Below are 14,173 nucleotides of genomic sequence, written 5' to 3' on the forward strand. Positions count from 1 at the left end.
TCGGTGTCATTCGCGTCTCTCGCCTTTTCCGACCTCTCCCGGTCACAGAACACGCGCACCGCGATGGTCCGACATGGGGACCGGCAGAAACCGGGGGAAAATCGGGGCCACCGCCAGGCCGCGCGAGTCTGGGAACTCGCCCCCGGAAGAAAACCTGACGACCGCCCCGAACAATGGACCGACAGGCCGACAGCCAGACGGCCCGACGGCCCGACAGACAGACCCTCGCACCGGACAACCGGGATACGATCCCGCCCGGGCGGCGGACGTCTGCGCAAGCGCCCGGCCCCCGGGGCCTTTGGGGGGCTCTCACGGCTCGAAAACCGAGGTTTCCGGCGTCTGCACCGTCTCCAGCGTCTCAGGCCTCCCCCGCCTCCAGCGTCTCAGGCCTCCCCCGCCTCCAGCGCCTTCAGGTGATAGAGTGCCTCCAGAGCCTCCCGCGGGCTCATGTTGTCCGGGTTCAGGTCGGCCAGGGCCCTCTCCACCGGGCCGGGACCGGTGGCCCCGCGCCCGGTGCCGCCCGCCGCCCCCCCCTGGGGCGGGCACGGCGCGTTGGCATCGAACAGGGGCAGGGCCTCGGCCAGACGGTCGCTGGCGCTGCTGCCCTCGCCCTGCTCCAGGTGCGCCAGAACCTCCTCCGCCCGGGCCAGGACGCTGGCCGGCACGCCCGCAAGACGGGCCACATGAATGCCGTAGGACCGGTCGGCCGTCCCCTCCCCCACCTCGTGCAGGAAGACCACCTGCCCCTTCCACTCCTTGACCCGCAGGGTATGGCAGGAAAGACGGTCCAGCCGGGCGCTCAGGGCGGTCAGCTCGTGGTAGTGGGTGGCAAACAGGGAGCGGCACCGGGTCACGTCATGAAGGGACTCCACGGTCGCCCAGGCGATGGAGAGCCCGTCGAAGGTGGAGGTTCCCCGCCCGATTTCGTCCAGGATCACCAGGGAGCGCTCCGTGGCCTGGTTCAGGATGGCGGCGGTTTCCACCATCTCCACCATGAACGTGGAGCGCCCGCGGGCCAGGTCGTCGGCGGCGCCCACCCGGGAGAACAGGCGGTCCACGATCCCGAAACGGGCCTGCGCGGCCGGAACAAAGGAGCCGGTCTGGGCCAAAAGCACAATCAGGGCATTCTGGCGCAGGAAGGTGGACTTTCCCGCCATGTTGGGACCGGTCAGCAGCCAGAGCCGGTTTCCGGGGCCCAGATCGCAGTCGTTGGCCACAAAGGCGCTCTCGCCACTGGCGCGCAGGGCGTCCTCCACCACCGGATGGCGGCCTCCCTCAATATGGAAATCGAGGGAGGTATCCAGAACCGGACGGGTCCAGCCGCATGTCCCCGCGATTTCGGCCAGGCCCTGGAACACATCCAGACGAGCCAGGGCCTCCGCCGCCCGGCTCAGGGCGTCGGCCCGCTCAAGAACCTGCTCGCACAGGGTTGCAAACAAGGACAGCTCGAGGGCCAGAGCCTTGTCCGCGGCCCCCCGGATCCGGTCCTCCAGCCCCGACAGCTCCACCGTCACAAACCGGACCTGGTTGGCCAGGGTCTGGCGGTGGGTGAACAGGGTTTTCTCCCCCGCCTCGCCCCCGGCCCCGTCGAGAAGCGCGTCCTCGCCGCCTTCCGGGCGCTTCAGGACGTTCGAGGTCATCAGAGCATCCGCCCGAGCCGCCGGAACCTCCACAAAGTAGCCCAGCACGTTGTTGTGCCGGATTTTCAGGGTCTGGATCCGGGTTTCGTCAATGTACTTGGCCTGGAGAAGGGCAATCTGGCGGTTGCTCTCGTCGCGCAGGCTGCGCAGCTCGTCCAGCTCGGGACTGTAGCCCGCCCGGATGAAGCCCCCGTCCCGCGCGAGCGGCGGCAGCTCGTCGGCCAGAGCCCGGGACAACTCGTACACGAGCTCGGTATGGGTGCCCAGATCCCGGTCGATATCGTCCAGCGCGGCAGCGGCCTCACCGGGCAGGCGGGTCCGGCCGATCAGGGCCCGGATCCGGGGAATGCGGGCCAGAACGTCGCCAATGGTCGCCAGATCCCGGGGCGAGCCCCGCGACAGGGAGATCCGGGTCAGGGCCCGCATCACATCGGGGCAGCCCGCCAGCTCCGCGCGCAGGTCCGCGCGCACGTCGGGCGCGTCAAAAAGAAGGCTGACCGCATCCAGGCGCCGGTTGATGCCCTCGGGGTCCGTCAGGGGCGCGGACAGCCACAACGCCAGAAGCCGGGCGCCGGCCCCTGTGATGGTCCGGTCAATGCAGGCAAGCAGGCTGCCCTTGCGCGAGCCCGACAGGGTTTCCGCCAGCTCCAGGTTGCGCCGGGTCGCCGGGTCGATTTCCAGAATGCTGCCCGGCTCCAGTCTCCGGGGCGCAAGAAGCCGGGGCATGCGGCCCGCCTGGGTCAGGCGCACGTAGTCGAGCACGGCCCCGAGGGCGGACACCTCGGCCCGGCTGAACGCCCCGAACCCGTCCAGGGACGCGACCTGGAAGTAGTCCTCCAGACGCTTGCGGGCGTTCTCGCTGTCGAAGCACGCGGCAGCAAGGGGCGTGAGAGCCGCCCCGTCCCGGGACAGCTCCCGAAAGCCGCTGTCCTGGAACAGGGCCTCGGGCAGCAGGATCTCGCCGGGGGCCAGGCGCGCCACCGCCGGAAGGATACCGCCCTCCTCCAGGGCCTCGCAGGCCAGCTCCCCGGTGGACACATCCACCCAGGCCAGCCCGAAGCCGTCGCGCACCCGGCTGAGCGCACACAGGTAGTTGGCGCTGCGGGATTCCAGCAACGAGTCCTCGGTCAGGGTGCCGGGGGTCATCACCCGCACGATGCCCCGCTCCACCACGGCCTTGTAGCCGCGCTTGCGCCGCGCCTCCGCCGGATCCTCCAGCTGCTCGCAGATTGCCACCTTGTGGCCGGCCCGGATGGCCCGGGCGGCGTAGTTCTCCCAGGTGTGCACGGGAACACCGCACATGGGGATATCCTCGCCCCGCAGCTTGCCCCGCTTGGTCAGGGTGATCTCCAGCGTCTCGGAGGCGCGGATGGCGTCGTCGAAGAACAGTTCGTAGAAGTCGCCCATCCGGAAGAACAGAAGCGAGTCCGGATGCTCGGCCTTGATGGCCAGGTACTGGGCCATCAGCGGGGTCGAGTCATCGGGCGGATCCAGGGGCAGAAGAAGCGGGGTTCCAGCGGTCATGTCGGCCTGTCGGTCATCCATCAAGCGGGAAGAAAGGAGAAATGGGGAGCACGTATGGTAAAGTGTTTTGCCATAACCCGTAAGTGGAGAATCCCATGTCACCCTCACGACTGACCGGGACGCAGATCCGGACCCTTTACGACACCCTGGCGCAGGCCAACCCCGAGCCGAAGGGAGAGCTGGACTGGACCAACCCCTTCACGCTTCTGGTGGCGGTGGTCCTGTCCGCCCAGTGTACGGACAAGGCGGTGAACAAGGCCACCGCTCCGGTGTTCCAGACGGTGCGCTCGGCCCGGGACATGCTGGATCTGGGGGAGGACAGGCTGCGCGCCGCCATCGCCCCGCTGGGGTTTCACAACACCAAGGCCCGCAACGTCATTGCCCTGTCCGAGATCCTGGTTCGCGAATACGGCAACGAGGTTCCCGCCGACCGGGAGGCCCTCGAGTCCCTGCCCGGCGTGGGGCGCAAGACCGCCAACGTCGTGCTGTCCATCGCCTTCGGGCAGCCGACCATCGCCGTTGACACCCACGTCTTCCGGGTCGCCAACCGGACCGGCCTTGCTCCCGGCAAGACCCCGCTGGCGGTGGAGGAGGCCCTGCTGAAGGTCACACCGGCGGACCGGCTCCACAACGCCCACCACTGGCTGATCCTTCACGGGCGCTATGTCTGCAAGGCGCGCAAGCCGGACTGCCCGCGCTGCCTGATCCGGGAGGTCTGCCTCTACCCCGACAAGACCGCCGCCTGAGACGCCCGCCCGGCGGGGGCACACGGGGCGGGGCCACACGGGGCGGGGGCGCCCGCCTGCGCCACCGCGAAGCCCGGCCCGCAGCTGTTCCCCGGCAGGGACCGCGAAGCCACCGGCCCGCAGCCGCCCCCCCGGCAGGGACCGCGAATCCCGGGCCGCGCGTGAACCGGACCCGTGCCCCGGGGTGCGAGACCCCGGACCTGCCGACCTGCAACGCCACACCCCCTTTGGCCCGAACACGAAAAACCCCCGCCCGGAATACCCGGCGGGGGTCTGTCTGTCCATCCGCTGTCCGGTCCGGACCTCCGGTTCCAAGCCCTGCCGGGTCGCACAGCGGGTGCGAGGCAGGGCGGAATCGGGTCACAGGACCGGCCGCGCCAAACGTGGCGCGAATGAAACTCGACTTAGCGCGAGTAGAACCCGCCTTAGCGCGAGTAGAACTCGACGACCAGGTTCGGTTCCATGTGCACGGGGTACGGCACGTCGTCGAACTTCGGAATGCGCACCACGGTTCCCTTGAAGCCGCTGGAGTCCATTTCGTAGTAGGTCGGCAGATCGCGCTCGTTCGAGTTGATCGCCTCGGCGATCAGGGGGATCTGGCGGGACCGCTCGCGGACCTCGACCACGTCACCCTCGCGGAGACGGTAGGAGGCAACCGTGACACGGCGACCGTTCACCAGGATGTGGCCGTGGCTGACAACCTGACGGGCGGCAAACACCGTCGGGACGAACTTCATGCGGTAGACCACCGCGTCCAGACGGGTTTCCAGAATGGAGATGAGGTTCTCGGAGGTGTCACCCTTGCGGCGGACGGCCTCCTCGTAGTACTTGCGGAACGCCTTCTCGCTGATGTTGCCGTAGTAGCCCTTGAGCTTCTGCTTGGCCATCAGCTGGGTGCCGTAGTCGGACGGCTTCTTGCGGCGCTGGCCGTGCTGGCCCGGTCCGTACTCACGGGTGTTGATGGGGCTCTTGGGGCGGCCCCAGAGGTTAACGCCAAGACGGCGGTCAATTTTATGCTTAGAATTCAGTCTCTTGCCCATATCGGGACATCCTCTTTATCGGGGCACCCTGGAACGGGCACCCGGGAGTGTTGTTCGTGACCCGGTAGTCCTGCCAGGGGCCCCGTGAGGAACCGACAGTCCCTGAAAAAACAGGGGACTGGGAGCAGGCGGGGTGACGCCGTTAATTTCGTGCACCCACGTTCCCGGAAAGCGAGGCCGCGAGTATGACCGCGCGACGGGTAAAGTCAAGTGTCAAGCGCCCGGATTGGGGCGTGCCGCTACAGGGTATCCGACAGGGGCGGCTCCCCCTCATAGCGCACGGAGCGGAAATAGAGCCCCTGGGCCGGAGCCGTCGGCCCGCCGCGGGCCCGGTCCCGGGCCTGGAGCGCGGCCTCGAGATCGGCCGCCGTCCACTTGCCCTGCCCCACCAGGGCCAGGGTGCCCACCATGTTGCGCACCTGATGGTGCAGGAACGAGCGGGCGCGGGCCAGGACAATCACCTCATCCCCCTGGCGGAAGACCCGCAGGCAGGACAGCGTCTTCACCGGGCTTTCCGCCTGGCACTCGGCGGCCCGGAAACTGGAGAAGTCGTGACAGCCCTCGAGCACCCGGGCGGCCGCATCCATGGCCGCCGCGTTCAGGGGCTTGGGGTGCCACCAGACCCGGCCCTCGTCCAGGGTCGGGCGCACGGGGCGGTTCAAGATGCGATACAGGTACGAGCGCTCCAGGGCCGAGAACCGGGCGTGGAAGGTCTCGTCCACCTGGCAGCAGGCCAGGACCACCACCGGCGCCGGACGGCTGTGGGCGTTCAGGGCGCCCAGCACGGCTCTCGGCTCCAGCGGGCGCGACAGGTCCACATGGGCCACCTGCCCCAGGGCGTGGACGCCGGAATCCGTCCGCCCGCTGCCCTGGACCCGGACCGTCTCGCCGCACAGGCGATAGACCGCCTCCTCAAGGGTCTGCTGGACCGAGGGGCCGTTGTCCTGACGCTGCCAGCCGCAGAACGGCCGGCCGTCGTATTCGAGCAAAAGCCGGTAGCGGGGCATGGACGGGCGCTAGCCGAACACGCTGCCGACCGGAACCGGAAGGCCCCGCAGGAAGGCGTCCGCGTCCAGGGGGGACTTGCCCGCCCTTTGAAGTTCCAGAAGCCGCACACAGCGGCCGTCACCGCAGTTGACCAGCAGCGCGTCGTCGAGCACCTCCCCCGGCTGTCCGGGCGCGGCAAACCGCCGGTCCTCGAACCGGCTTCTCAGCACGCGGATCCGCTCGCCGTTCCACTCGAACCAGGCGCCGGGATAGGGCGAGAAGGCCCGGATCTGGAGATCCACCGACCGGGCCGGAATCTCCCACAGGATCCGGGATTCCTTCTTGTCGATCTTGGCCGCGTAGGTGACGCCCTCGTGGGCCTGGGGAACCGCCCCGCACGTGCCCGAGCACCAGCAGCGCACGCCGTCCACGATCATGGAGGCGCCCAGCTCGGCCAGCTCGTCGTGCAGGGAGCCGCCCGTGGTCTCCGCAGTGATGGGAACCCGCCCGGTGGCGATCACGTCCCCCGTGTCCAAGCCCTCGTCCATGGCCATGAGGCAGATGCCCGTTTCCTCGTCACCGGCCAGGATGGAGCGCTGAAGGGGCGCCGCACCGCGCCAGCGCGGAAGAAGCGAGGCATGGATATTGATGCAGCCGTGACGCGGGGCCTGCAACACCTCGGACGGCAGCAAAAGCCCGTAGGCGGCCACCACGGCCACATCCGCCTCGAGCGCCCGCAGGGACTCCTGCTCGGCGGCGTCCCTCAGGGTGGTGGGGGTCCGCACCGCAATCCCCAGCTCCTCGGCAACGGTATGGACCGCACTCTTGCGCAGGGTCTGCCCCCGCCCGGCAATCCGGGGCGGGCGCGAATACACGCAAACAACCTGGAACTCCCGGTCCAGCGCCCGCAGAGCCGGCACGGAAAAGTCGGGAGTTCCCATAAAAACAACACGAAGGCTCACGCCGGAGGTTCCTTCCTAAGCCGCATCACCCGTCTGGCGACGGGCCTTGCGCACGCGGCGCAGCATGATGCCGCGCTTCAGCGCCGACAGGTAGTCCACAAAGAGGACTCCGTTCAGGTGATCGATCTCGTGCTGGAGGATCACGGCCAGAAGTCCCTCGGCCTCGATCTCGCAGACACTGTTGGTCTCGTCCGTGTAGCGCACGGCCACGCGGGCGGGGCGGACCACGTCGTCAAACTGCTCGGGCACCGAGAGGCAGCCCTCCCGATAGGACGTCAGATCCTCGGACGACCACAGGATCTCGGGATTGATGAGCCGCAGGGGACAGGGCTCCTCCTCGTCCCGGGCGGGATCCAGAACGACCACGCGCTTCAGCACACCGACCTGGGGGGCGGCAAGACCCAGCCCCTTTGCGGCGTACATGGTATCGAGCATGTCGTCGAGAAACGACAGCAACTCGTCATCCACCCGTTCCACAGGACGGGCGACCTGCTTCAGCCGCGGATCCGGAGCAACGAGAATGGGGAGTATGGCCATGGGGAGCCTCCTGAAAAGGACGACACGGAGGTGTCAGCCAACCTTAAAAATGGGCGCGAAACCGCGCACGTTCAATAAAACCCGCAGGTATCCTGCCACACCAGCGCCGGCAAAACCACACGCGGGGACAGTCCATGGGCATCCAGAAGCGCAAGAACCCGGGCCGGATCCGGCCGGTCCCCGTGCCGGGTTCCCAGGTCCGCCGCGTTCAGTCCACCCGCGACAAACGCCGCATCAATGCCCGCATCCCGGGCCCCGGGGATGTCCGTATGGAGCCCGTCGCCCACCATCAGCACGCGGCCCGAGCCGGTGTCCCCCAGAAGAAGGCGCACCGCCTCGTGGAAGATGTGGACCTCGGGCTTGCCCCGCCAGATCACGGGACACCCGAGCGACTCGTAGACCGACGCCAGGGCTCCGGCGCACATGACGCGCTTTCCCGCCCGCACAACAGCCTTGTCCGGGTTGGCACAGACCATGGGGAGCCGGCGCCGGGCGCAGGCCTCCAGAACCGGGCGGTAGTCCTCCTCGGTCTCGGTCAGGTCCACGGGGCCGGTGCACAGGACGAAGTCCGCGTCCTGCTCGCGGGTCACGGGGGCAATGCCCGTCCCGTCCAGCAGGTTCCAGTCGCGCTCGGGCCCGATGAAAAAGCACCGGTCCCCCAGCGCGCGGAACTCGGGCTCCGAGCGGGCCACGAGGGCATGGTTGACCACGTCCCCCGAGGTCAGGATGGCCGTATAGAGGCTGCGGGCAATGCCCATGCGCTCCATGGCCTCGACCACCACCCCGCCAAGCCGGGGCGCGTTGGAGAGCAGGCACACAGGCTTGGAAAGCCGCGCCAGAGCCTCCAGCGTGTCCACGGCACCGGGATAGGGACGCTCGCCGTCGTGCACCACCCCCCAGAGGTCCAGGAGGATGGCGTCGTAGTCCCCGGCGATCTCGGCAAGCCCCCGGGGAAACAGCGGAAGCCCCGCAGACAGAGCGGTCATGAGGACTTCTTCGCTCCCGGAGCGGCGATCTCGTGGCGGTCCATCTCCAGAACCCCCTCGAGGTCCGCGGCCCGGACCACCTCGGCCTGCTTGCGGGCCAGGCGATCCACGTCAAAGTCGTTGATCAGCTCGTGGAACATCTCGTACCAGTTGATGCGCGCGTCCAGATGCCAGAACACGCTGCCCAGACCGATGGCGGCCCGGTCCATCAGGACGAATTCCCGCGGCGGGGTGACGGAGCCGATCTTCTTCAGGTTCTCGTGAACCTTCTCGGCAACCTTGCGCCCCACCTGGCCGCCCTGGGGCAGGTCGTCGCGGATGGCGCGCATGCGGTTTTCCAGAAGCGGTCCGTAAACGAAGCTGGCCCACTGGTTCAGGACATCGATCATCTCCATGTCCAGGTTGCCGAAGCCCCAGCTCTCGTAGGCGTGGACCGCCCGGTCCCGGTCGTTGTCCCGCAGGGCAATATAGAGGTCGATCACGCCCTTCACGAAGGTGGGGCGGAAGACCCGGATGGCGCCGAAGTCCAGCAGGTTGAGGGACAGGTCGTCACGAACCGTGTAGTTCCCCAGGTGCGGGTCGCCGTGGATGACACCGTACTCGTAGAACGGCACGTACCAGGCCCGGAACATGTTGTAGGCAATGCGGTTTCGGGTTTCCAGGTCGTGGTCCTTGAAGCTGAGCAGCTTGTTGCCGTCCAGCCAGGTCATGGTCAGCAGGCGGTCGGTGCACAGGTCGTCCACCGGCTCGGGGATGTGAACATCCTTCTCGTTCTCGAGGATCATCGTATAGAGGCGCATGTTCTTCGCCTCGCGGGCGTAGTCCAGCTCCTCGCGCAGGCGGTCCGCCAGCTCCGCATGGAGCAGCGACGGATCCAGCGTGCCGTCGTATTTCCGGTACAGGCTGATGATGACCTTCAGCTGGCGCAGGTCCGCCTCCACCACCGAGGACATGTCCGGGTACTGGAGCTTGCACGCCAGCTGGCGGCCGTCCTTGTGGGTGGCGCGGTGCACCTGGCCCAGGGAGGCGGCGGCGGCGGCCTCACGCTCGAAGCTGCCGAAGCGGCTTTCCCAGTCCGGCCCCAGCTCGGCGGCCATGCGCCGCTTGACGAACGGCCAGCCCATGTGGGGCGCGTCCGACTGGAGGTGCGCCAGTTCCGACACGTACTCGGACGGCAGGGCGTCCGGGATCGTGGAGAGAATCTGGGCGACCTTCATCAGGGGGCCCTTGAGGTTCCCCAGCACCTGGCGCATGTCCTGGGCAAACCGGGCCTCATCCTTTTTCAGGCCCAGATAGCGGGTTCCGGCAGCGCGCACCGCCAGTCCGCCCACAGAGGTGGAAACCCGGGCGTAGCGCTTCACACGCCCGCCAAACGTATTGCCTTCACTCATTTGCTCACCAACCTGCTTCGTTGTGTCCGGTCTGCCCGATGTGTCTGTTGTGTCCGCCCTGTCCCGGCGCGGGGCCGGGGTGTCCGCTCAGGATACCGCCTCGAGTTCGTCGACAAAGCCCTCCAGGACGGAGAGGCCCCGGCTCCAGAACTCCGGATCCGATGCGTCCAGCCCGAAGGGAGCCAGAAGCTCGCGGTGGTGCAAGGATCCTCCGGCAGCGAGCATCTCCAGGTAGCGGCCCTGAAAATCATCAAGCCTCCCACTTTGATAAGTGGCAAAAAGGGCGTTTACAAGGCAATCACCAAACGCATACGCGTAAACATAGAACGGCGCATGAATGAAGTGCGGGATGGAGGTCCAGTAGGCCCGGTACTCCTCGTCGAACCGGAACGCAGGCCCCAGGCTCTCGCGCTGGACGTCCATCCAGATGGCGCACAGGCGGTCGGCCGGGATCTCGCCGTTCTGGCGCTCGGTGTGGACCGCCAGCTCGAACGTGTGGAACGCGATCTGGCGCACCACCGTGTTGATCATGTCCTCGACCTTGCCCGCGAGAAGCACCCGCTTGCGCGCCGGATCCGTCGTGCGGTCCAGAAGCCGGCGGAAGGTCAGCATCTCACCGAAGACCGAGGCGGTCTCGGCCAGCGTGAGGGGCGTCTCGGACAGGAGCGCGCCTTGCCGGGCCGCCAGCACCTGGTGGACGCCGTGCCCCAGCTCGTGGGCCAGGGTCATCACGTCCCGGGTCCGGCCCATGAAGTTCAGAAGAAGGTACGGGTGGGCCGAGGGCACCACCGGATGGGCAAACGCGCCGGAGGCCTTGCCCGGGCTGGGGGGCACGTCGATCCAGGCCCTGGTGAAGAAATTGTCCGCGACCCGGGCCATGTCCGGGGAGAAGGCCTCGTAGGCCTCGCGCACCAGGGAGCAGGCCTCGTCCCAGGACCAGAGGGTCTCGTCCGACTCCGGCAAGGGCGCGTTGCGGTCCCAGTAGTTCAGCTGATCCACCCCGAACCATTTCGCCTTCAGCGCATAATAGCGGTGCGAGATCCGGGGATAGGCGCCGCGGACCGTGTCGACCAGCGCCTCGACCACGTTGTCCTCGAGCCGGTTTGACAGGTTCCGGGAGCTCAGGGGCGTGGGAAAGCTGCGCCAGGCATCGTCCACCCGCTTGTCCACGGCCAGAGTGTTGGTGATGTGGGCAAACAGGGGGAGCTCGGCCCCGAAGCGCTCTCCCAGGGACCGGGCGGCCTCCCGGCGGCGGGCCGGATCCGCATCGGACAGGCGGTTCTGGGTCTCGGTCAGGGTCAGGGTCTCGTTGCCCACCTGGAAGCGCAGCCGCGCAAGGGTCTCGTCATACAGGCGCACCCAGGCCGCGCGCCCGGAGATGTCCTTCTCATTGAAAAGACGCTCCAGTTCGTCCGACAGCTGGTGGTCGCGCATCAGGGCCAGATCCCGGATCCAGGGCGCATAGCGGGCGAACTCGGGCGCCTCGAGACGCTCTTTCATGGTGGTGTCGTCGATCTGGTTGAGCTCCAGGGTGAAGAACACCAGCTGGCTCGACAGGGCCGCACTCTTTTCCAGGATCCCCTGCTGGAACGCGGCCACCGCCGGATCGGTCACATCCGTCGCATACAGAAGCTGGGCGTAGCTGGCGATCTTGCCGAACCGCTCGGAAATGCTCTCGTAGGCGGCAACGGCCAGGCCCAGCCCGGCCCCGTCCAGGCCGGTCACCCGCCCCAGGTAGGCGCTGCGGAAGGTGCCCACGTCCGCCTCGATGGCGGCCATGTCGGCTTTCAGCCGCTCGGATTCCGGAGACTCGTAGAGATCGGAGAGATCCCACCGGGGAAGGTCACCGGACGGACGGTTCCCGGACGAACCCGGGGCTGCGGTCTCAAAGAAACGGATGCTCATGGAACCCTCTGGATGATGGCGGAGCGGATGCGGCCGAAAAACCGGACCCTTCGGGGCGAAAACCGAGCACGGAAACCGGCCCGGTTGCACACCGGAAAGGTGGACCGTCAATATGGCGCGTGTTTGCCCCCGGGCAAAGAGCAAAGACGGGCCAAAAGCCCTTTTCCCGCTCCCGCCGCGCCCCTACGCCCCGGCCCGGGCCCCGCATTGCGCACCCGGGTCCGCATCCGGCACCCACGGTCCGCGCCGGCGCCATCCGCCGCACCATCACAGGGGACTTCGGATCCGCACGCGCCGGGACGGTGGGGGTGTGCCGCTGCCCCCGGCCCGCACGACCCGCACCCCAGACCCCGGCCCACACGACCCGCACCCCAGACCCCGGCCCGCCACCCAACATGCCTGTGCACCCCGCCCCTCAATACTCCCGGGTGAGCAGGCTGCGCACCCATCCCCCACAACCCCGCCACCGCGAGCAGCCCCAACACACCGTCCCCCACCAGGTGGCCCCGGCGGGCAGCCCCCCGCGCACACGGGCCCGCCCCGCCTGCGCACGACCCGCGCACCCCAGGCCCCGGCCCACACGACCCGCACCCCAGGCCCCGGCCCACCACCCGACATGCCTGTGCACCCCGCCCCTCAATACTCCCGGGTGAGCAGGCCACCCCCCGCCCCTCAACACTCCCGGGTCAGCGGACCGCGCACCCATCCCCCACAACCCCGCCACCGCGAGCAGCCCCAACACACCGTCCCCCAACACGCCGCCCCAACGCGTCCGCCCCGAGCACACGGGCCTGCCCTGCCTGCGCACGACCCGCCGCCCGCGTCTATTCGGCCATGACGAAGCGCTTTTCAATGTGATAAGAGTGTGCGGAGAGTCGACGCCCTAGCGAACCATGAGGGAACACACCCATGAGCTTCCATCCCGCCTGCTGGTATTCATCCACTGCCCCCCAGCTGCCCTCCTTTCCGACCCTGGAAGGGGAGCAGAGCACGGACGTCTGCATTGTCGGCGCCGGCCTGACCGGCCTGAGTGCCGCCCTCGAGCTTGCGGCCGCGGGGCTCTCGGTCCGGGTGCTGGAGGCACGCACGGTGGGCTTCGGCGCCTCGGGGAACGCGGGCGGCATGCTCATGCCCGGCTGCGCCCTGCCCTTTTTCCCGCGCAAGGGGAACGCGCCTCCGCTGCGCCTGCCCTTCCGGCGCCTCCAGGACATGGTGGACACGGCCCGGGGCTTCCTGCCCGAATCCGAGGCGGAGACCCTGACCGAGCCCTCGACCCACATGCTCACCGCCTGGAAGGCCGGAACCGACGCCCTCGAGACCCTGCGCACCCTGATTGCGGACACGGGGATCGAGTGCGACTACCAGCCCACCGGACACGTCCGCCTGGCCACCAGGCCCCGCCACATCGACGAGCTCAAGCTCCTTGCCCGCCTGATGGAGGCCTGCGGCCACACGGACCTGGGCTGGTACGAGAGCGGCGAGGTCGAGGCCGTGGTGGGCTCGGGCCGTTTCCCGGCGGCCCTTGTCGATCCCATGGGAGGACACCTGAACCCGCTGAAGCTGGTGGCCGGGCTTGCCCGGGTGGCAACCGAACGCGGCGTCATCATCCACGAGAACACGCCCTGGCTCGCCCACTCCCGGGAGAAAGACGGCACGGTGAGCGTCCGGACGCCCTGGTCCCGGCTGCGGGCCCGCTGGCTGATCATCGCCGGAAACGCGGGCCTGTGGGAGCGCGACCAGGTTCCCGCCTCCACCGCCCTGCCCGTGGCCACGTTCTGTGCCGTGACCGAGCCCCTGGGCCCGGACCTGGCGCGCTCGATTTTCCCGCGCAACCACGCGGCCATCGACATGAACATCGCCCCGAACCGGCTGCACCTGACCGGCGACCACCGCCTTCTGATCAACGGGATCTACACCGGCGCCACCGTCGACCCCTTCAACATGCGCTATGCGCTGATGGACCAGATGCGGGAGCTGTTCCCCCAGATCCCCAAGGAAATCAAGGTCACCCACACCTGGGGCGGCTCCATTTCCGCGACCCGCAACCGCCTGCCCCACTTCGGGCGCGACGGCAGCAACGTGCTGTTCGCCCACGGCTTCAGCGGTCACGGGCTTCCCATGGCGTGCCTTGCCGGCCAGGTCATGGCCAGAGCCATCCGGCAGACCGAGGAGCGCTTTGACTCCCTGGCCGCCATCCCGCACACCTCCTGGCCGAAAGCCCGGATCCTGCGCACGCCCTCCCTTCTGGTGGCCCTTGCGTCCCTGCGCCTGAACGACCGGTCCGCGGACCTGCGCTTCTGGTGGGAGACCCGCCAGGCCGAGAAGGCCGCCCGCCAGGCGGACGCGGCCTCCGGCGGTGCCACGCCGGACCCGAAAGCCGGAGGCTGAACACCCGGGACGGGCCGTCACCGGCCGGAGGGCTGAACCCCAGCCACCGGCCCGACCGGCGGGCCCG

At 68.5% G+C, this 14,173-nt stretch carries 10 protein-coding genes; 2 read left to right on the forward strand and 8 right to left on the reverse strand.

Going from position 1 to position 14,173, the window contains the following annotated elements; translation table 11 throughout:
* Window positions 1–383 precede the first annotated feature (383 nt).
* Window positions 384–3,164: a DNA mismatch repair protein MutS gene (gene mutS, locus IHV25_RS05765; RefSeq protein WP_192534155.1), complete on the reverse strand. Its 2,781-nt coding sequence runs from the start codon at window positions 3,162–3,164 to the stop codon at window positions 384–386.
* Window positions 3,165–3,259: 95 nt separating this feature from the next.
* Between mutS and nth the strand changes: the two genes are divergently transcribed.
* A complete protein-coding gene (gene nth / locus IHV25_RS05770) occupies window positions 3,260–3,910 on the forward strand; it encodes an endonuclease III (protein ID WP_192534156.1) in 651 nt (216 codons plus the stop codon).
* Window positions 3,911–4,335: 425 nt separating this feature from the next.
* Here the strand turns inward: nth and rpsD are convergent, their stop codons facing one another.
* The 7 genes from rpsD to IHV25_RS05805 form a co-directional block, all read right to left on the reverse strand.
* Window positions 4,336–4,950, reverse strand: coding sequence for a 30S ribosomal protein S4 (rpsD, locus tag IHV25_RS05775; protein WP_192534157.1), 615 nt, complete (start codon window positions 4,948–4,950; stop codon window positions 4,336–4,338).
* A gap of 239 nt (window positions 4,951–5,189) precedes the next feature.
* A complete protein-coding gene (gene truA / locus IHV25_RS05780) occupies window positions 5,190–5,957 on the reverse strand; it encodes a tRNA pseudouridine(38-40) synthase TruA (RefSeq protein WP_192534158.1) in 768 nt (255 codons plus the stop codon).
* 9 nt (window positions 5,958–5,966) lie between these two features.
* A complete protein-coding gene (gene fmt / locus IHV25_RS05785) occupies window positions 5,967–6,899 on the reverse strand; it encodes a methionyl-tRNA formyltransferase (RefSeq protein ID WP_338048591.1) in 933 nt (310 codons plus the stop codon).
* 15 nt (window positions 6,900–6,914) lie between these two features.
* Window positions 6,915–7,436, reverse strand: coding sequence for a peptide deformylase (def, locus tag IHV25_RS05790; RefSeq protein ID WP_192534159.1), 522 nt, complete (start codon window positions 7,434–7,436; stop codon window positions 6,915–6,917).
* 71 nt (window positions 7,437–7,507) lie between these two features.
* Entirely contained in the window at window positions 7,508–8,422 is a 915-nt protein-coding gene (locus IHV25_RS05795) for a TIGR01459 family HAD-type hydrolase (RefSeq protein ID WP_192534160.1), read from the reverse strand.
* Window positions 8,419–9,813, reverse strand: coding sequence for an ABC1 kinase family protein (locus IHV25_RS05800; protein WP_192534161.1), 1,395 nt, complete (start codon window positions 9,811–9,813; stop codon window positions 8,419–8,421). Before IHV25_RS05800 ends, IHV25_RS05795 begins: the two co-directional genes overlap by 4 nt.
* An 87-nt stretch (window positions 9,814–9,900) precedes the next feature.
* On the reverse strand, window positions 9,901–11,718 hold the full coding sequence (locus tag IHV25_RS05805; RefSeq protein WP_192534162.1) for a M3 family oligoendopeptidase: 1,818 nt from the start codon (window positions 11,716–11,718) through the stop codon (window positions 9,901–9,903).
* Window positions 11,719–12,627: 909 nt separating this feature from the next.
* On the opposite strand from IHV25_RS05805, the gene IHV25_RS05810 reads away from it, so the two are divergent.
* Window positions 12,628–14,106 (forward strand): NAD(P)/FAD-dependent oxidoreductase, encoded by a 1,479-nt coding sequence (locus IHV25_RS05810; RefSeq protein WP_192534163.1) that lies wholly within the window; start codon window positions 12,628–12,630, stop codon window positions 14,104–14,106.
* Window positions 14,107–14,173 lie beyond the last annotated feature (67 nt).

Origin of the sequence: Phaeovibrio sulfidiphilus, assembly GCF_014861485.1 — a bacterium.
Classification (GTDB): Bacteria; Pseudomonadota; Alphaproteobacteria; order Rhodospirillales; family Rhodospirillaceae; genus Phaeovibrio; species Phaeovibrio sulfidiphilus.

Coding starts and splice junctions, on each gene's coding strand:
- IHV25_RS05795 (WP_192534160.1), bottom strand. CDS start 8,422: ATGACCGCTCTGTCTGCGGGGCTTCCGCTGTTTCCCCGGGGGCTTGCC.
- mutS (WP_192534155.1), bottom strand. CDS start 3,164: ATGACCGCTGGAACCCCGCTTCTTCTGCCCCTGGATCCGCCCGATGAC.
- rpsD (WP_192534157.1), bottom strand. CDS start 4,950: ATGGGCAAGAGACTGAATTCTAAGCATAAAATTGACCGCCGTCTTGGC.
- IHV25_RS05810 (WP_192534163.1), top strand. CDS start 12,628: ATGAGCTTCCATCCCGCCTGCTGGTATTCATCCACTGCCCCCCAGCTG.
- def (WP_192534159.1), bottom strand. CDS start 7,436: ATGGCCATACTCCCCATTCTCGTTGCTCCGGATCCGCGGCTGAAGCAG.
- truA (WP_192534158.1), bottom strand. CDS start 5,957: ATGCCCCGCTACCGGCTTTTGCTCGAATACGACGGCCGGCCGTTCTGC.
- IHV25_RS05805 (WP_192534162.1), bottom strand. CDS start 11,718: ATGAGCATCCGTTTCTTTGAGACCGCAGCCCCGGGTTCGTCCGGGAAC.
- IHV25_RS05800 (WP_192534161.1), bottom strand. CDS start 9,813: ATGAGTGAAGGCAATACGTTTGGCGGGCGTGTGAAGCGCTACGCCCGG.
- nth (WP_192534156.1), top strand. CDS start 3,260: ATGTCACCCTCACGACTGACCGGGACGCAGATCCGGACCCTTTACGAC.